The organism is Actinoplanes sp. NPDC049802, from assembly GCF_040656595.1.
In the GTDB taxonomy this organism is placed as follows: Bacteria; Actinomycetota; Actinomycetes; order Mycobacteriales; family Micromonosporaceae; genus Actinoplanes.
In genome coordinates, this window is the sequence record NZ_JBFAMR010000022.1 from 59,802 (window position 1) to 76,656 (window position 16,855).

Below are 16,855 nucleotides of genomic sequence, written 5' to 3' on the forward strand. Positions count from 1 at the left end.
CGAACGGTCAATAACCGGACGGACGGCCGGTGGGGCATCGTACAAACGGACCAGTCGGGATAGGCTTTCCGCATGGTCGGCTCGGGAGGTCACGGGTCGGGGGGTCTGCTCCCGTCTCCGGTCACCGCTCTACCCGCACAGGCGGTCGGCGCACACCACACCGGCCTGGGCTGCGCGGCGCTGGTGCACGCCTTCGACTGGTCGGAGACCTCGCTGGGCCCGATCACCGGCTGGGATCCGGCGGTCCGCGCCGCGGTCGAGCTGGTGCTCGCCTCCCCGGTGCCGATGCTGCTGACCGTCGGCGGCGACTTCCTGGTCATCTACAACGACGCGTATGCCGAGGTTCTCGACGCCCTGCACCCGGCGGTGCTGGGCTCCCCGGCCGCGCGGGCGTTCGGCCCGGCGTGGGATCAGCCCGGCCTGGGCGACGTGATCCAGCAGGTGCACCGGACCGGGCGGGCGATCCTGGAGCCGGAGAGCCAGGTGCAGTTCGCGCCGGGCCACACCGAGCCGGCCTTCTACACCCGGGGCCATTCGGTGATCCGCTCGTCGCGCGGCGCGGTGGCCGGGGTGCTGACCGTCGCGGCCGAGACCACGCACGTCATCCACCGCCTGCAGAGCCTCGGTGAGCTGACGGCACGGTTGGCCGGCGCGCTCACCATCGACGATGTGACTCGCGTCGTCCTGGCGTACGCGATGGATTCCTTCGACCTGGACCACTGCGTGCTGGCGGTGGACGACGGCGTGGCCTATCGCTATGTCCGCCGGATCCGCGGCGAGATGCTGGACGAGGCGGACGAGCGTCTGCCGCCGGTGTGGCGGCGTGTGAGCGCCGACCCGGCGGCCCCGGCGGTGGCGGCGGCGGAGACCGGGCGGGCGAGTTTCGTGGCCGACGGCGAGCCGCTGCAGGCGGTGGCGACGGACCGGCACGAGCGGCGGGTCCGCGCGCTGGCCGCGCTGCCGCTGCGGACGCCGTCGCTGCGGGGCGCGCTGACCGTCGGTTTCCGCCGGGCGCATGTCTGGCTGCCGGCCGAGCGGGCGCTGTTGAAGGCGGCGGCCGAGTTGGTGGCGCAGGCCGCGGAGCGTGCCCGCCGGTTCGAGGCGCAGCACGGCACGGCGCAGTTGTTGCAGCGGAGCATGCTGCCGGAGCATCTGCCGGAGCTGGACATGTTCCGGATCGCGGCGCGTTACGACGTGGGTGTCGACGGCAACGCGGCCGGCGGTGACTTCTATGACGCGTTCCGCCTGGCCGACGGGCGGCTCGCGATGGTGCTGGGCGACGTGGCGGGGCACGACGTGCGGGCGGCCGCCGTGATGGGCCAGGTCCGCGCGGCGCTGCGGGCGCTGGCGCTGACCGATCCGGCGCCGCCGAGCGTGCTGGCCGGGCTGGACCGGCTGGTCGGCTCGCTGGGCGCCGAGTCGCGCAACGAGGAGATCTTCGTGACGATCGTCTACGGGGTGCTGGACCCGTCGGACGGTTCGGTCACGCTGGCCAGCGCGGGTCATCCGCCGCCGGTGCTGCGCCGGGCCGGGCAGGCCGGCGAGCCGGCGACGGCCGAGCTGGTGAAGGTGCCGCCGGGAGCCCCGCTGGGCCTGGGCGGGCGCTGGCAGACCGGCACGCTGCGGCTGGAGCCGGGCGACACCATCCTGATGTTCAGTGACGGCGTGGTGGAACGGCGCGGCCGTCCGCTCAACGACGGGCTGGACGCGCTGGTCGCCGCGGCGGCGGCGTCGCCGAGCGGCGACCCGAGGAACATGTGCTCGCTGGCCACGGCCGCGGTCGAGGGCACCACCGACGACGACGTGGCGGTGCTGGCGGTGGAGCACGCTCTGGCGCTGAGCCGGGCCGCGACCATGCAGGTGGCGGCGGAGCCGACCGGGCCGAGCCGGGTCCGGCAGTGGATGACGACCCGGCTGCGGGAGTGGGGCGTGCCGGAGACGGTGATCGGTGCGGCGATCCTCTGCACCAGCGAGCTGACCACGAACGCGCTGTTGCACGCGGGCACGCCGGCCCAGGTGCACATCGACCTGAACGCGGAGCGCCTGCTCGTGTCGGTGGCCGACACCGGCACCCGGGGCAGTGTGATCCGCGCGCGGGCCGACACGCTGGCCAGCCGGGGCCGTGGGCTGGGCCTGATCGAGGAGCTGAGCGATTCGTGGGGCACCGATCCGACGGTGCGCGGTTCCACGGTGTGGTTCGAGATGCTCTTGGCGGGTAAAGCGCCCGCATGACGTTCCCGGGCACCGAGCTGTCCGATGTGGTGTATGCCCTGGTCGGCACGGCCGCGCTGCTCGCCGGGATCCTGCCGCGCCTGCTGGAGCGGCGCCCGCTGTCGATGCCGATCGCCTTCCTCGGGCTGGGTCTGCTGCTGTTCGGTGTCCCGTTCGGATTGCCGCCGGCTGATCCGGCGGCTCATCCGGACCTGACCGAGCACCTCACCGAGGTCGGCGTGATCGTGGCGCTGATGGGCGCCGGGCTGAAGATCGATCGGCCGTTCGGCCGGCGCCGCTGGGCGTCGACCGGGCGTCTGCTGATCGTCGCGATGCCGGTGACGATCGCCGCGATGGCGTTGCTGGGCTGGTGGTGGGTGGGCCTGGTGCCGGCGTCGGCGCTGCTGCTGGGCGCCGCGATGGCGCCGACCGATCCGGTGCTGGCCTCGGACGTGCAGGTGGGTGAGCCGACCGACGAGGAGGACTCGGAGGACGAGGTGCGGTTCGCGCTGACCTCGGAGGCGGGCCTGAACGACGGGCTGGCCTTTCCCTTCGTGTACGCGGCGATCGCGCTGGCGACGTACGGCGGGACCGGCTGGGTCGGCGAGTGGGTGCTGACCGACGTCCTCTACAAGTGCGCGGCCGGTGTGGTGGGTGGTCTGCTGATCGGCCGGCTGCTCGGGAAGCTGTTCTTCCGCGCGAAGCGGGACGCGCTGCGGCTGTCCCGTCACTCCGAGGGCTTTCTCGCCCTGGCCGCGACCTTCTTGGCGTACGGGCTGGTCGAGGTGGCCGGCGGCTACGGTTTCCTGGCGGTGTTCGTGGCGGCGCGGGCCATCCGGGCGGCCGAACGGTCGCACGAGTACCACCAGGTGCTGCACAATTTCGCCGAGCAGACCGAGCGGCTGTTGACCGTCCTGTTGCTGCTTCTGCTGGGCGGCGCGGTGGTCGGCGGGATGCTCGCCCCGCTGACCTGGCCGGCCGCTCTGGCGGGGTTGACCCTGATCTTCCTGATCCGTCCGTTGAGCGCGTTCCTGGCGCTTCGCGGTGCCCCCGGAACCACTGCGGAACACTGGGTGATCGCCACGTTCGGTATCCGTGGCATCGGCACGTTCTATTACCTAGCGTATGCAGTGACTCATGCCGATTTTCCCGCCGAGGATCTCCTCTGGGCGACGGCGGTATTCGTCGTCGTCGTGTCGGTGCTGCTGCACGGTGTGGCGGCCACTCCGGTCATGCGTCACCTGGATCACTCAGCCGCTCACGCGCAGTAGTTTAATACTGTTCTAAACCGGACAATGAACCGGCTGGTGGTGACGAAGCGTTATCAGTGCCGTAGAGTACCGAGGCGACTGGGGATGTCCACCATGGAGCGGCTCATGCGGATCAGAGGCTATGCACCCTTGACACCTTGCTGGGTGGAACTGGCGAGTGCGGACCCCGCACGCGCGGCACAGTTTTACGGAGAGTTGTTCGGCTGGGAGTCTGCGGGTGACCGATTCAAGCTCGGGGGGCGTGCCGTGGCAGGCCTCACCCGTAGCGGGCCCGACCGTCCGGACGGATGGCTGACCCACGTCAGCACGCCGGATCTCGAGGAGACGCTGGACCAGGTCGAGCTCTCCGGCGGGTACTGTGTGAGCGACCCGGCCGAGGCGCACGGCGGCCGGCGCGCGATCGTCGCCGACCCGGCCGGCGCGATCATCGGCCTGTGGCAGGGTTACGACTTCGCCGGCGCACAGGCCGGCGGTGAGCCCGGCACCATGTCGTGGCCGGAGTTGATCACCGACGACCCGGACAGCGCGGCCCGGTTCTACGGCTCCGCGTTCGGCTGGCTGCTGCGTCACGAGTTCGGCACGGGCGAGTGGCTCAACCAGGCGCACGACGCCGTCGCCGGCCTGGCGCCGGGCTACCGGGGCGCCTGGTGGCGGGCCGCCTTCCAGGTGGAGAACATCCAGGTCGCGGCCGACCTGTGCGAGGCGCTGGGCGGCGCGGTCATCACCGAGCCGTCGGAGGACGGGCTGACCGCCTTCGCCGAGTTGCGGGACCCGTTCGGCGCCCGGTTCACGGTGGCGTCGCCGGTGCACCACCCGGTCGAGCTGACCGTCTCACTGGGCTCCCTGCCCGCCTGGGACTGACCCTCAGCAGACCGAGAAGAATCACGCGGAGAGGCCGACCCCACGGGGTCGGCCTCTCCGCGTCTCCCGGGTCAGCGGCCCCGCCCGGTCCGCTCCTGCAACTCGTCGATCTTGCGGGAGGCGTCCGCCTTGCTCAGACCCTCGGGTGCCTCCTCCCGCGCTTCCGAGGCGAGGGTACGCAGGTAGGACTCCTGCGCTCCGGTCGCCGGCTCGTCGCCGGTCGTCCAGTCCTCGGGGTCCTTGATCGTGTTGCCGTCTTCGGCATTCGCCCGGTCGGTCATCGCTGTGCCTGCTCGGCCACGCCCGCCCGGCGCTCGCAAACGAGGCCGTTGTCGGCTGCGGCCGGGTGCCGCTCGGTGCAGTCGGTCATGGCTGTGCCCTTCCGTCGTGGTGTCGAACGCCTGTTCCCCTACCCGCACCGGGCCCGTTCATGCGCAGCACCTGGCGCGTCAACCTTGGTTGACAACTCGGGGCCTGTCAACGTAGGTTGACGGCATGACCGAAGCTACCGACCTCGCGGCCGCCGCGAGCAGCGCCGACCCGCGGGCCGGGTTGCGCGCGGTGGTCGCGTTGCGCCGCCTCCTGGAGGGCCTGGAGCGCCTCCAGGTGGCGAATGCCCGCGCCAAGGGCTGGTCCTGGCAGGAGATCGCCGACGCGCTCGAGGTGACCCGCCAGGGCGTGCACAAGAAGCACGCGAAGCTGTTGCCGATACCGGATCCACGGGAGAACTGAGATGTTCGAACGATTCACCAAGGACGCCCGCGCCGTCGTGATCGGCGCGCAGGAGCAGGCCCGCGAGCTGGGCCACGAGACGATCGGTACCGAGCACACCCTGCTCAGCCTGCTCGCCGGGGAGAACGACACGGTCCGCACCGCGCTGCGCGGCGCGGGCGTCGATCACGCCGTGGTGCGGGCCGCGATCATCCGGCACGTGGGCGACCCGAGCGGCGCCACCGGCTTCGCCGACCGTGACGCCGAGGACGCCGCGGCCCTCAAGGCGATCGGCATCGACCTGGAGGCGGTCCGCGCCGCCATCGAGGAGAACTTCGGGGCGGGAGCGCTGCGGCTGCCCCGGCCCGAGCCGAAGAAGAAGGGCCTCTTCGGCCGGTTCTCCTCGGCCACCACCGGGCACCGGCCGTTCTCCGCGCGCAACAAGAAGGTGCTGGAGCTGTCGCTGCGCGAGGCCATCCGGCTCAAGCACAACTACATCGCCCCGGAGCACATCATGCTGGGCCTGCTCCGCGAGGGTCAGGGCCTGGCCATGCTCATCCTGACCGAGCGAGACGTCGACTTCGGCCGGCTCCGCAACGCCCTCACCGACGCTCTCCGGACACCCGCGGCCTGACGGTGGCGAAGAGCAGGCGGTCCCGCCACTCGCCCCGGATGTGCAGGTAGCCGTGGAGACGGCCTTCGTACCGGAGGCCGGTCTTCTCCAGGACGCGGCGGGACGCCACGTTGGCCGGGTCGCAGGTGGCGGCGACCCGGTGCAGGCCGAGCTCGAAGGCGTGGGCCAGCACCGCGGTCGCCACCTCGGTGGCGTAGCCCCGGCCCCAGGCGCCGCGGGCCAGGACGTAACCGAATTCGCCGCGCCGGTGCTCGGCGGAGGTGACCGTCAGCGCCACGGCGCCGATCAGCACGCCGTCCCGTTCGACGGCGAAGGGGTGGGAGCCCTCGGGCGGGTCCACGGCCTCCGCCACGAAGGCCTCGGTGTCGGCGAGACGGTTCGGCCCCCACTCCATGAAGCGGACCACCTCGGGATCGCCGGCGTAGACGTGCACCGCCGCGACATCCCCGGGACGGAAGGCCCGCAGGCGCAGCCGGGCGGTCCGCAGCTCGGTCACAGCCGCACGCGCATCGCCGGATCGGGCGTGGCGGTGAAGCCGAGCGACATGTACAACGGCTCGCCCTGCGGTGACGCCTGGAGGTGGACGGACCGGACGCCCCGGTCGCGGTACCACTGGAGCAGCGCCTCCATGCACGCCCGGGAGTAACCGCGGCGGCGCATGTCCGGGTGGGTGGCGACGTTGAAGACGTACCCGATCCGGCCGTCGGGGTTGTGCGGGTTGCCGAGCCGTTCCTCGATGGTGCCCACGGCGCACGCCGCGAGACCGCCGCCGTCCGGGCGCTCGGCGACGAAGGCGGCCAGTGTCGGCTCGGCCGCGCTCAGTCGGCTGATCAGGGTTTTCTGGGCGGGTGCACACCAGTCGTCGTTCCAGTCACCGTGGCCGAAGGTCTGCAGCAGCACCACCCGCAGCAGGATCAGCTCGTCGGCGTCGTCGGGCGTGGCTTGGCGAATCTTCACATCCGTACCCTAAACGGTCCCTGGTATTTCAGATTTGAAGTTTCAGTTTTGAAGGAGTACGGTTCCGGTCATGGCCGAACCGTTGACCGCGACCCAGCAGGCGCACTGGCGCACCTTCATCGAGAGCTCGTGGGCGCTGCACACCCGCCTCGAGGACGAGTTGCGCGCCGCCACCGGCCTGAGCATGAACGACTACCACGTCCTGGTCGCCCTGGCCGAGGCTCCCGGCCACCGGATCCGGATGGGCGAGCTGGCCAGCCGGCTCGTGTTCTCGCCCAGCCGGGTCACCTACCAGATCAGCTCCATGGTCAAACGGGGCCTGGTGCGCAAGGAGAGCTGTCCCGACGACGGCCGCGGCCAGGAGGCCGTGCTCACCGACGAGGGCCTGACCGCGCTGCGCGACGCCGCGCCGGCCCACCTGGAGACCGTCCGCACGAGCTTCATCGATCACCTGGACGACGAGGACCTGGCCGTGATCGGCCGCGTCTTCGCCAAGATCAGAGAGGTCTGAGCCATGCCAGCCATCACCGTCGACGACGTCCTCGTCCTGCCCCGCCTGCCGAAACTCGACGCGACGGCCGAGATCCGCCCGGTGCGCCGCCTGACCACCGCGCCGCAGGGTTACGAGGGCGAGGGCTTCCCGGTGCGCCGGGCCTTCGCCGGGGTCCCGCTCAGCGAGCTGGACCCGTTCATCCACCTCGACCAGATGGGCGAGGTCGACTACGCCCCCGGCGAGCCGAAAGGCACGCCCTGGCACCCGCACCGCGGCTTCGAGACGGTGACCTACATGATCGACGGGATCATGGATCACCAGGACTCGCTGGGTGGCGGCGGCTCGATCACCAACAGCGACACCCAATGGATGACCGCCGGTTCGGGAATCCTGCACATCGAGGCGCCGCCGGAGCACCTGGTGGTCAGCGGCGGCCTCTTCCACGGCCTCCAGTTGTGGGTCAACCTGCCGCGCGCCGCCAAGATGATCGACCCGAAGTATCAGGACATCCGCGGCGGCGCGGCGGCCCTGCTGACCACACCGGACGGTGGCGCGCTGATCCGGGTGATCGCCGGCGAGATCGCCGGGCACCGGGGCCCCGGCAGCACCTTCACCCCGATCAACCTGGCGCACGTCACCATGCAGCCCGGGTCGCGGCTCGACCTGCCCTGGCAGGCCGGCTACAACGCGCTGGTCTACACGCTGTCCGGCGAGGGCCGGGTGGGCGCCGACCTGCGGCCGGTCCGGCTCGGCCAGCTCGCCACCCACGGCCCCGGCGAGGCGGTCCGGGTGGAGGCGAAGACCGAGCTCGACCTGTTCATCATGGGCGGGCAGCCGATCCGGGAGCCGATCGCCCACTACGGGCCGTTCGTGATGAACACCCGCGACGAACTGAGGCAGGCGTTCGAGGACTTCCAGAAGGGCCGGCTGGGCGTCGTTCCGGCGGGGCGCGTGCCGCACACGGACTGATTACGCTGACCGGCATGGACCGGATCGAGCGTTTCGCCGACGTCGTGGTCCGGGCTGGAGTGAACATCCAGCCCGGGCAGGGAGTCATTCTTCGTACGGACACCGCGCACCTGGAGATCGCCCGGGCGGTGGTGTCCGCCGCGTACGCCGCCGGGGCGGCCTGGGTGGAACCGCTGTGGTCGGACGGCCCGATGCGCCGCGCGGCCGTCGACCACTCCGATCTGGAGACGCTGACCGCCAGCCGGGGCTGGGCGTTGCAGCGCATCCGGGAGTGGTCGGAGCAGGGGATCGCCTTGATCGCTCTGCTCGGTGATCCGGATCCGCACCTGCTCGACGGCGCCGATCCGGTGAAGGCGGCGGCGTTCCCGGCCGAGGAGACCGCGCTGTTGCGGGAGATGGTGCTGGGCCGCCTGCGCTGGACCGCGGTGGGCGCGCCGAACCCGGGCTGGGCCGCTCAGGTCTTCGGCGAGCCGGACGTGGAGCGGTTGTGGGAGGCGGTGGCCACCGCCATGCGCCTGGACAGCGACGACCCGGTGGCGGCCTGGCGGGCGCGGGCCGCGACGCTGGCCGAGCGGGCTGCCGCGCTGGACGCTCTGGAGCTGAGCTCGATCCGGTACGCGGGAGGCGGCACCGACCTCACGGTGGGCCTGATCCCCGGCTGCCGCTGGACGGGTGGCGGCCTGATCGGCGACGACGGTATCCCGTACATGCCGAACATCCCCACCGAGGAGGTGTTCACGAGCCCCGACCGGCGGACCGCCGAGGGCGTGCTCCAGGTGACGAAACCGCTGGTGCTCAACGGGCGGCTGGTGCTCGGTCTGCGGTTGGAGCTGTCCGCCGGCCGGATCACGGCGGTGTCGGCGGAGTCGGGCGCGGACGCCGTGGCGGCCCAGCTCGAAACCGACGAGGGCGCCCGCTACCTGGGTGAGGTGTCCCTGGTGGACCGTGACAGCCGGATCGCGAAGGCCGGCATCGTCTTCCACAACACCCTCTTCGACGAGAACGCCGCGTGTCACGTGGCCTGGGGTGCGAGCTTCCCGTTCGCGGTGCCGGGCGCGCGGGAGCTGCCGCCGGCCGAGCGGGAGGCGCTGGGGCTGAACACGTCGGCGGTGCACACCGACGTGGTGATCGGCGGCGCGGGCATCACGGTGACCGGCACCGGCCCCAAGGGGACCGTAGAGATCATCCGCGACGACGCCTGGGTCCTCTGAGTCCCCGGTTCGGCGAGTGGGTTCGGCGAGGGCGGTTCGCCGATCCCGGTGGTTCTGTCGATCAGGACATCATCAGCATCGCGGTGGTGCCCAGCACCACCAGCATCAGGACCGCGATGAGCAGTCCGGTCTCGGCGGAGTCGGTGGCCTCGGTCACCGGTGTTGTGGTCAGGGGCTCGCTGCTCATGGTTCCACTCCTCGGCGGGGGTCAGGGGGCACCGCTCCGGGTGCGAGCGGCGGTCAGGAGGCTTACGGTGAGGGCGTCGTCGACCTCGAAGGGGTTGCAGTGCCGCCGCAGGAATGGCTTCTCACCGCTGCCGAACGCGGCAACCCGGACACCTCCATACCCATATGGAACACCGGAAACACGGTCGAGCCACTTATTCACGGGCAAAGTTACTTCGATCGGTTGGTGACCGAAATCGAACAGCTGGAGCCCGGCGATCACCTGTTCTTCACCGACTGGCGCGGCGACCCGGACGAGCGGGTCCGCGACGGCGGCCCCACCGTGGCCGAGGTGTTCGCGGCGGCCGCCAAGCGCGGTGTCGTCGTGAAAGGCCTGCTCTGGCGCTCCCATCTGGACAAACTCGCGTACAGCGAGGAGGAGAACCGGACGCTGAGCGACGACATCGAGGCGGCCGGCGGCGAGGTGCTGCTCGACCAGCGGGTCCGCCGGGGCGGGTCGCACCATCAGAAGCTCGTCGTGCTGCGGCATCCGGGACGACCGGAGAAGGACATCGCCTTCGCCGGCGGGATCGACCTGTGCCACAGCCGCCGCGACGACGCCCGGCACCACGGTGATCCGCAGGCGGTGACGATGGCGTCCGCGTACGGGCCGAATCCGCCCTGGCACGACGTGCAGCTCGCTTTGCGCGGCCCGGTCGTCGGCACCCTCGACGGCGCCTTCCGGGAACGCTGGACCGACAAGGTGCCGCTCGACCAGGACGGCCCGATCGCCACCGTCACCGACAAGCTGCGGCACGAGGACATGCGCCCCGATCCGCTGCCCGAGCAGCCGCCGGACCCGCCGGAGTGCGGCCCGCACACCGTTCAGGTGTTGCGCACCTATCCGGCGATGCGCCCGGCGTACGGGTTCGCGAAGCTGGGCGAGCGCAGCGTGGCCCGCGGCTACACGAAGGCGATCAAGCGGGCCCGGCGGATCGTCTACCTGGAGGACCAGTACCTGTGGTCCAAGGAGGTGGCCCAACTGTTCGCCGAGGCGATGCGCGACAATCCGCGGCTGCACCTGGTCGCCGTGGTGCCCCGGCACCCGGACGTGGACGGCGCGTTCGCGCTGCCGCCCAACCAGGTCGGCCGGGAACAGGCCATCGAGCTGTGCAAGCGGGCCGCCGCCGACCGGGTGCACGTCTTCGACCTGGAGAACCACGCCGGCACCCCGATCTACGTGCACGCCAAGGTCTGCGTGATCGACGACGTGTGGTGCAGCGTCGGCAGCGACAACTTCAACCGTCGATCGTGGACGCACGACAGCGAGCTGTCCTGCGCGATCCTCGACGGCACCCGGGACGAGCGGGCCCCCGCCGACCCGGCCGGACTCGGTGACGGCGCCCGCCGCCTCCCCCGCGACCTGCGGCTGACGCTGATGCGCGAGCACCTCGACCGGGCCGACGGCGACGACGAGGACCTGCTCGACCCGGAGACCGCGATCACCGCGATGACCGAGGCCGCCGACCGGCTGCGGGACTGGCGTGACGGCGGGCGTCAAGGGGCCCGTCCGCCGGGGCGGCTCATCCCGCACGAGACGCGGCCGTTGCCGTGGTATCAGCGTTTGTGGGCGCTTCCGGCGTACCGGATGATCTATGACCCGGACGGACGGCCGTGGCGTGATCGCCGGGCCGGCACCTGGTAGGTATGCCTAGGCATACCCTGACTTGGGGGTTTGAACGGCTGGGGCGGGCCGCACCGTGCTGGCTACGGTGAGCTGGTGTTGAACGCCGAGCATCTCGCCACCGCCCTGCGGGACCGCCGCTACCTGCTCACGGCCTGGCCGTGGCGCGCGGCCGGGTTCCTGTCGATCACCGGGTTGATCGCCCTGCCACTCGGTTTCGTCCTCTGGCTGCTGCTGATCCCGTGGCTGGTGGCCGGGCGGGAGCTGACCAACGGTGAGGTGCCGGGAGCCGTGGTGATCCTTCTCATGGCGCTGGGCACCGTCCTCATCCTCACGTTCAGCCCGCTGGTGGCGCTGCCGCTGGCCGCCCTGGAACGGCAGCGGCTCCGGATGATCGACGCCCGGCCACTCGCCGCGCCGCACCGGGTCGCCGTCACCAACCCGCTGGCCCTGTTCTCGCACGAGTCCACCTGGCGGGCCGTCCTGTACGCCCTCCTGCTGGCCCTGCTGGCCCCGCCGATCATGGCGTTCACCGGGGTGCTCCTCACCCTGGAGACGACCTTGCTGTTCAGCCCTTGGATCGTCGAGTGGAACATCGGCGACCTGACCATCGACGGCGGCCCCCGGTCGATACCGTTCATGGTGCTCGGCATCGTGCTGGTCCCGGTCTGGCTCTACCTGATCGGCGGCGTGGCGGCGGCGCACGGCGCGCTGGCCCGGCGGCTGCTCGGCAGCGGTGGCGACGGCCTGCGCGACCGGCTGATCGAGGTGTCGCAGTCGCGGGCCCGGCTGGCCGACGCGTTCGACGCCGAGCGGCGGCGCATCGAACGGGACCTGCACGACGGCGCCCAGCACCGGCTGACCAGCCTCACCCTGCACCTCGGCATGGCCCGGCTGGACCTGCCCGAGGACTCGCCCGCCGCCGCCCCGCTGGGTCAGGCCCACGATCAGGCCAAGGAGCTGATGGTGGTGCTGCGCGACCTGATCCACGGGATCCGCCCGCAGACGCTGAGCGACGTCGGCCTGCCGGCCGCGCTGTGGGAGCTGGCCGCCGGCTCACCGGTGCCGGTGACGGTGGAGACTCCCGACAGCTTCGGCCGGCTGCCGGAACGGATCGAGACGACCGCCTACTTCGTGGCCGCCGAGGCGCTGACCAACGTGGCCCGGCACTCGGGGGCCACCTCCGCCCGGATCCGTCTCACCCCGTCCGGCGACGGCCTGGTGCTGGAGGTCCAGGACGACGGGCGGGGCGGCGCCGACCCGGCCCGGGGCAGTGGGCTGACCGGGCTCGCCGACCGGGTGGCGGCGGCGGGCGGGCGGCTGCTGCTGGCCAGCCCGGAAGGTGGCCCCACCCTGCTGCGGGTCGAGCTGTGACCCGGGTGGTCCTCGCCGAGGACGGGGTGTTGCTGCGCGAGGGCCTCACCGGGGTGCTGATCCGGTTCGGGTTCGAGGTGGTGGCCGCGGTCGGCGACGCCGAGGAACTGGTCACCGCGGTCGAGAAGCACGATCCGGGCCTGGTGATCACCGACATCAAGATGCCGCCCACCTTCTCCGACGAGGGTCTGCGGGCGGCGGTGCGGCTGCGGAGGGAACGGCCCGGCCTGCCCGTCGTGGTGCTCAGCCAGTACGTGCAGCAGGAGTACGCGGCCGACCTGATCGGCACCGGCGACGGCGTCGGATACCTGCTCAAGGACCGGGTCGCCGACATCGCCGAGTTCGTGGCGGCGCTGCGGACCGTGGTCGACGGCGGCACGGTCGTCGACCCGGACGTGGTCCGCCGGCTGCTGAGCCGCCCCGCCGATCCGCTCGCCGGGCTGTCCGGCCGGGAGCGGGAGGTCCTCGCCCTGATCGCCGAGGGCCGGTCCAACTCGTCGATCGCGGCGGCCCTGTTCATCAGCGATCCGGCGGTCGGCAAGCACGTCGGCAACATCCTCGCCAAGCTGGGGCTGCCGCCGACCGACGACACCAACCGCCGCGTGCTGGCGGTGCTCACCTACCTGCGCGCGCGCTGACTGCCGTCGGCCGGCCGGCTGCCTTCAGGCCGCCCGCGGGCCGTCTTCGGCCGGCTGGGGACTGTCCTCGGCCGGCTGGGGACTGTCCTCGGCCGGCTGGGGACTGTCCTCGGCTCGCCGGTGACGCAGCGTCCACCGGTACGGCGTCCAGAGTGGTCCGGACGGCGCCAGCTCGACGTCCCAGGCGCTCATCGGCGGCCGCTCCAGCGCATCCCACCGGTCGGCGAGCGCCGCCCCGATCGCCGCGTACCGGTCCCGTTCCGCGCCGGACGCCAGGATCGCGCCGTCGGCCAGCACGACCGCGCCGGACTCGCCGGACTCGTCGAGCACCGCGAGACAGCTCTGCTGCCGGTCCGGGCGCGCCGCCTGGGTGACCCGGTGATGCCAGGCGCCGGCCGCGTACCAGAGATCCCGGTACGCGAGCGCCTCCAGCGGCGGGCGCCAGCACGACGGGCGCGACCCGGTCAGGCCCTCCATGCCGAGTACCGGCTCCGGATGGCTGTGCCGGCGCCGGGCGGTCAGCGGGCCGGACGCGCTCATGAACCCGGCCGGGCACACCACCGTCGCGGCGCCCTGCTCCCGGACGTCCAGCACCGGGTGGGTGCCGCCGTGCTCGACCGGGACGATGATCCGGCCGCCCGGTTCGAGCCGGTCCAGCCAGTGCGGGGAGACACCGGCGACACCCACCGTCACGATGATCCGGTCGTACCGCTCCGGGTCACCGGCGAAAGCCGCCGTGTAACCGTCGGCGGTCTCCACCCGGACCCCGGAGACGCCGGCGCGGGCCAGCGCGGAACGCGCCCGGGCGGCCACGTCCGGCTGCACGTCGACCGTGGTGACCGTCGCGCCCAGCGCGGCCAGCAGGGCCGCGTTGTAGCCGGTGCCCGCGCCGATCTCCAGGATCCGCATGCCGGGCCGCGGATCCAGTGCCCCGATCATGATGGCCATCAGTGACGGCTGGCTGGACGAGCTCACCGGGCGGCCCTCGCTCAGCTTGGTGACGAGCACGTCGTTGCTGTAGACGGTGGGCAGGAACTCCGGGTCGGCGGGCAGGACGCGGCGGCCGTCGCGGGCCAGGAAGCCGTCCGGTACGAAGACCTCCCGGGGCACCGTGGCGAACGCCTGGGCCAGAGCCGGCGAGAGCGGGACACCGTCCGTCCGGATCAGGTCGAGGTAGTGCCGGCGGGCGTCTTCCATATCTGACACCGTATAGCCGTCGATGACCCGCCGACCCGGCCGCGACCCGGCCGTGGCCCGCCGCTGCCCGCGGTCTCCGACGTGGCCCGCCGGATCGGAGGGTGCCGGTGAAACGGCCCGGCGCCTGTTGACGCGTGCGCCGGGCGGGTCAGCGACCGATCCGCTGCCGCAGGAACCCGCGGTCGGCGCGGCCGAGCAGCCGCAGCCGGGCCATGCCGCCGTCCGGATGGATGTCCAGCCGTACATGGGTCGCCTCCGGCGCCTCGGCCAGCGGGAACCGGTGCGGGGTGTCCGGGCGCAGCGCGGTGCGCGGCAGCAGCTCGAAGCTGCGCTTGTCGGCGTCGATGCCGGTCAGCGACGCCCAGCCGGGGGCGTTGCCCTTGAAGTGGCTGGTGTCCAGGTCGGCGAAGCGCAACACGGCCGGGGCGGCCAGCCGGACCAGCACCCAGTCGTTGCCGTCGTCGCGCCGCCGCGACGTCTCCCAGCCGTCGCCCATGTCGCGGGCCAGGCCGGGCATCAGCATCCGCTGCGGATTGCCGTAGAACATGTTGCTGCAATCGACGACGGTGGCGCCGTACTCGGCGGCGGCCACGTCGAACACCTTCGGCAGCAGGTCCGGATCGGGCACCACCTCGCCGTGCACACGCAGCCGGGCCACCCCGCCGTCCGGGAAGATGTTGAGCCGCACATGGGTGAAACGGCGCCGGTCCTCCACCGGGTACAGGTTGTGCGCGTCGCCCTTCAACGGCGACTTCGGCAGGATCTCCACCCAGTCGGCGGCGGCCAGCTCGTCCGGCCCGGGATAGCCGGGCAGCTCCACCGCCTCCACCGAGGCGAACGGAGGGTAGTTGCCGGTGAAATACGCGGTGTCGATGTCGACGCCGTGGACGATGCCGGGAGCGCCGAGCCGGATCACCGCGAAGTCGTGACCCGGCTCGCGGCGGCGCCGGGTCTCCCAGCCGTCGTAGACCTGTCCCCGGTGACCGAACGTTTGCGGCTTGTGCCCCGGCACACCGGGCTGGACCAGATGGTCGGCGGGGGCGAAGAACTCGTCGTTGACGTGGGCGACCCGGCCGCCGAACACCCGCGACGCCAGATCGGGCAGCGCGCTGAACTCCATCAGCCCTCCTCGTTGGTTCTCAGGAACGTCCCGCCGGCCGCATCACCGGTCACCCTGCGCCCGCGAAGCCAGGTCGTGCGCACCACACCCCGCAACCTCTTTCCGGCGTACGGGGTGACCGGATTGCGGTGATGCAGCGCGTACGCGTCGACGACGAACTCGGCATCCGGCTCGAACGCGACCAGATCCGCGTCGGCGCCCGGGACGATCCGGCCCTTGTGCCGCAGTCCCACCAGGTCGGCGGGGCGGCACGCCATCCACTTCACCACGTCCGCGAGGGTATGCCCGCGATCCCGGGCGGCGGTCCAGATCACCGGAAGACCGAGCTGCACCGAGGCGATCCCGCCCCAGGCAGCCGCGAAGTCACCGGTGTCCCGCCGCTTCAAGTCCGGCGTGCACGGGGAATGGTCGCTGACCACGCACGTGATCAGGCCGTCAGCCAGCGCCTCCCACAGCCGGTCGGCGTTCGCGGTGCCACGGATCGGCGGGCAGCACTTGAACTCGGTCGCGCCGTCCGGGATCTCCGCGGCGTCCAGCGTCAGGTAGTGCGGGCAGGTCTCCGCCGTCACGCGTACCCCCTCGGCTCGGGCCTGGGCGATCAACGGCAGCGCGGTGGCCGCGGAGAGATGCAGGATGTGCACGCGGCGGCCCGCGGCGCGGGCCACGGCGATCGCGGTGGCGACCGCGGCGTGCTCGGCGCCCTCCGGGCGAGAGGCCAAGAAGTCGGCGTACGCGGGCGAACTCGCCGCGTCGTGCAAGTGATCCGGATCCTCGGCATGGACGACGAACAGGGCGTCCACCGCGTTCATGGCGGCCGCCAGCTGGTCCGGATCGACCGGCGGAAACTCCGGGACGCCGGAGTCGGCCAGGAACGCCTTGAACCCGAAGACCCCGGCCGCGTGCAGTTCCGGCAGGCCGGCCGCGTTGCCGGGGATCGCGCCACCCCAGAAGCCGACGTCGACGTGACACTGCCCGGCCGCTGCCGCCTGTTTGATCCTCAGGGCGGCGGCGGTGACGGTCGGCGGCAGGCTGTTCAGCGGCATGTCGATGATCGTGGTGACGCCACCGGCAGCGGCCGCCCGGGTCGCCGTGGCGAAACCCTCCCACTCGGTGCGGCCCGGCTCGTTGACGTGCACGTGCGTGTCGACCAGGCCGGGCAGCAGGGCGGTGTCACCGAGATCGACGTCCTCGGCCGCGGCCACCTCGGCGTCGTAGGGCACGACCGCGGTGATCCGCCCCTCCGTCACCAGGACCGCCGCCGCCCGCTCACCCTCCGGCGCGGACACCCGCCGGGACCGGACCACCAGATCAACCATGATCGGACTCTATCGGCGGTTTGTTTCGCGGGACGCCATTGTT

18 protein-coding genes and 1 pseudogene are annotated in these 16,855 nt (G+C 72.1%); 12 read left to right on the top strand and 7 right to left on the bottom strand.

What is annotated here, in order from left to right; translation table 11 throughout:
• Positions 1-72 precede the first annotated feature (72 nt).
• The 3 genes from AB0I88_RS17530 (at position 73) to AB0I88_RS17540 (ending at position 4,343) form a co-directional block, all read left to right on the top strand.
• The gene (locus tag AB0I88_RS17530) at positions 73-2,232 is read left to right on the top strand and encodes a SpoIIE family protein phosphatase (RefSeq protein ID WP_361024798.1); all 2,160 of its coding nucleotides are present in this window, start codon (positions 73-75) and stop codon (positions 2,230-2,232) included.
• Positions 2,229-3,482: a cation:proton antiporter gene (locus tag AB0I88_RS17535; RefSeq protein ID WP_361024801.1), complete on the top strand. Its 1,254-nt coding sequence runs from the start codon at positions 2,229-2,231 to the stop codon at positions 3,480-3,482. The genes AB0I88_RS17530 and AB0I88_RS17535 overlap by 4 nt, the downstream gene beginning before the upstream one ends.
• 105 nt (positions 3,483-3,587) lie before the next feature.
• Positions 3,588-4,343 (top strand): VOC family protein, encoded by a 756-nt coding sequence (locus AB0I88_RS17540; protein ID WP_361024804.1) that lies wholly within the window; start codon positions 3,588-3,590, stop codon positions 4,341-4,343.
• Between the two features lie 71 nt (positions 4,344-4,414).
• On the opposite strand, the gene AB0I88_RS17545 is transcribed toward AB0I88_RS17540, so the two are convergent.
• Entirely contained in the window at positions 4,415-4,624 is a 210-nt protein-coding gene (locus AB0I88_RS17545) for a DUF3072 domain-containing protein (protein WP_361024807.1), read from the bottom strand.
• Positions 4,625-4,838: 214 nt separating this feature from the next.
• Here AB0I88_RS17545 and AB0I88_RS17550 point away from each other — a divergent pair, with 214 nt between their 5' ends.
• The 3 genes and pseudogenes from AB0I88_RS17550 (at position 4,839) to AB0I88_RS17560 (ending at position 5,688) form a co-directional block, all read left to right on the top strand.
• Positions 4,839-5,075, top strand: a complete 237-nt coding sequence (locus tag AB0I88_RS17550; protein ID WP_361024810.1) for a helix-turn-helix domain-containing protein — start codon at positions 4,839-4,841, stop codon at positions 5,073-5,075.
• 1 nt (position 5,076) lies between these two features.
• Positions 5,077-5,268: pseudogene (locus tag AB0I88_RS17555) on the top strand (Clp protease N-terminal domain-containing protein); the annotation flags it as partial.
• 300 nt (positions 5,269-5,568) lie between these two features.
• Positions 5,569-5,688 (top strand): hypothetical protein, encoded by a 120-nt coding sequence (locus AB0I88_RS17560; RefSeq protein ID WP_361024953.1) that lies wholly within the window; start codon positions 5,569-5,571, stop codon positions 5,686-5,688.
• Here AB0I88_RS17560 and AB0I88_RS17565 read toward each other — a convergent pair.
• Both AB0I88_RS17565 and AB0I88_RS17570 read right to left on the bottom strand, forming a co-directional pair.
• Complete coding sequence (locus AB0I88_RS17565) at positions 5,657-6,184, bottom strand: GNAT family N-acetyltransferase (protein WP_361024813.1); 528 nt, start codon at positions 6,182-6,184, stop codon at positions 5,657-5,659. The two genes, AB0I88_RS17560 and AB0I88_RS17565, sit on opposite strands and share 32 nt — an antisense overlap.
• On the bottom strand, positions 6,181-6,645 hold the full coding sequence (locus tag AB0I88_RS17570; RefSeq protein ID WP_361024816.1) for a GNAT family N-acetyltransferase: 465 nt from the start codon (positions 6,643-6,645) through the stop codon (positions 6,181-6,183). Before AB0I88_RS17570 ends, AB0I88_RS17565 begins: the two co-directional genes overlap by 4 nt.
• 70 nt (positions 6,646-6,715) lie before the next feature.
• Here AB0I88_RS17570 and AB0I88_RS17575 point away from each other — a divergent pair, with 70 nt between their 5' ends.
• Genes AB0I88_RS17575 through AB0I88_RS17585 form a run of 3 tightly spaced genes read left to right on the top strand, consistent with a single transcriptional unit; the run spans position 6,716 to position 9,318 of the window.
• Complete coding sequence (locus tag AB0I88_RS17575) at positions 6,716-7,156, top strand: MarR family transcriptional regulator (RefSeq protein ID WP_361024819.1); 441 nt, start codon at positions 6,716-6,718, stop codon at positions 7,154-7,156.
• Positions 7,157-7,159: 3 nt separating this feature from the next.
• Positions 7,160-8,107 (top strand): pirin family protein, encoded by a 948-nt coding sequence (locus tag AB0I88_RS17580; RefSeq protein ID WP_361024822.1) that lies wholly within the window; start codon positions 7,160-7,162, stop codon positions 8,105-8,107.
• Positions 8,108-8,121: 14 nt separating this feature from the next.
• Complete coding sequence (locus tag AB0I88_RS17585) at positions 8,122-9,318, top strand: aminopeptidase (RefSeq protein ID WP_361024825.1); 1,197 nt, start codon at positions 8,122-8,124, stop codon at positions 9,316-9,318.
• A gap of 61 nt (positions 9,319-9,379) precedes the next feature.
• Here AB0I88_RS17585 and AB0I88_RS17590 read toward each other — a convergent pair whose 3' ends face one another.
• Positions 9,380-9,505, bottom strand: coding sequence for a hypothetical protein (locus AB0I88_RS17590; protein ID WP_361024828.1), 126 nt, complete (start codon positions 9,503-9,505; stop codon positions 9,380-9,382).
• Positions 9,506-9,604: 99 nt separating this feature from the next.
• On the opposite strand from AB0I88_RS17590, the gene AB0I88_RS17595 reads away from it, so the two are divergent.
• The 3 genes from AB0I88_RS17595 (at position 9,605) to AB0I88_RS17605 (ending at position 13,179) form a co-directional block, all read left to right on the top strand.
• Entirely contained in the window at positions 9,605-11,188 is a 1,584-nt protein-coding gene (locus AB0I88_RS17595) for a phospholipase D-like domain-containing protein (protein WP_361024831.1), read from the top strand.
• 75 nt (positions 11,189-11,263) lie between these two features.
• Positions 11,264-12,541, top strand: coding sequence for a sensor domain-containing protein (locus tag AB0I88_RS17600; RefSeq protein WP_361024834.1), 1,278 nt, complete (start codon positions 11,264-11,266; stop codon positions 12,539-12,541).
• Positions 12,538-13,179: a response regulator transcription factor gene (locus AB0I88_RS17605; protein ID WP_361024837.1), complete on the top strand. Its 642-nt coding sequence runs from the start codon at positions 12,538-12,540 to the stop codon at positions 13,177-13,179. The genes AB0I88_RS17600 and AB0I88_RS17605 overlap by 4 nt, the downstream gene beginning before the upstream one ends.
• Before the next feature lie 24 nt (positions 13,180-13,203).
• Here the strand turns inward: AB0I88_RS17605 and AB0I88_RS17610 are convergent, their stop codons facing one another.
• The 3 genes from AB0I88_RS17610 to allB form a co-directional block, all read right to left on the bottom strand.
• Complete coding sequence (locus tag AB0I88_RS17610; RefSeq protein ID WP_361024840.1) at positions 13,204-14,376, bottom strand: methyltransferase domain-containing protein; 1,173 nt, start codon at positions 14,374-14,376, stop codon at positions 13,204-13,206.
• 148 nt (positions 14,377-14,524) lie between these two features.
• Positions 14,525-15,496, bottom strand: coding sequence for an allantoicase (gene alc, locus AB0I88_RS17615; RefSeq protein ID WP_361024843.1), 972 nt, complete (start codon positions 15,494-15,496; stop codon positions 14,525-14,527).
• Positions 15,496-16,812 carry an allantoinase AllB gene (allB, locus tag AB0I88_RS17620; RefSeq protein WP_361024846.1) on the bottom strand — a complete coding sequence of 439 codons (1,317 nt, stop codon included), beginning with the start codon at positions 16,810-16,812 and terminating at the stop codon, positions 15,496-15,498. The genes alc and allB overlap by 1 nt, the downstream gene beginning before the upstream one ends.
• Positions 16,813-16,855 lie beyond the last annotated feature (43 nt).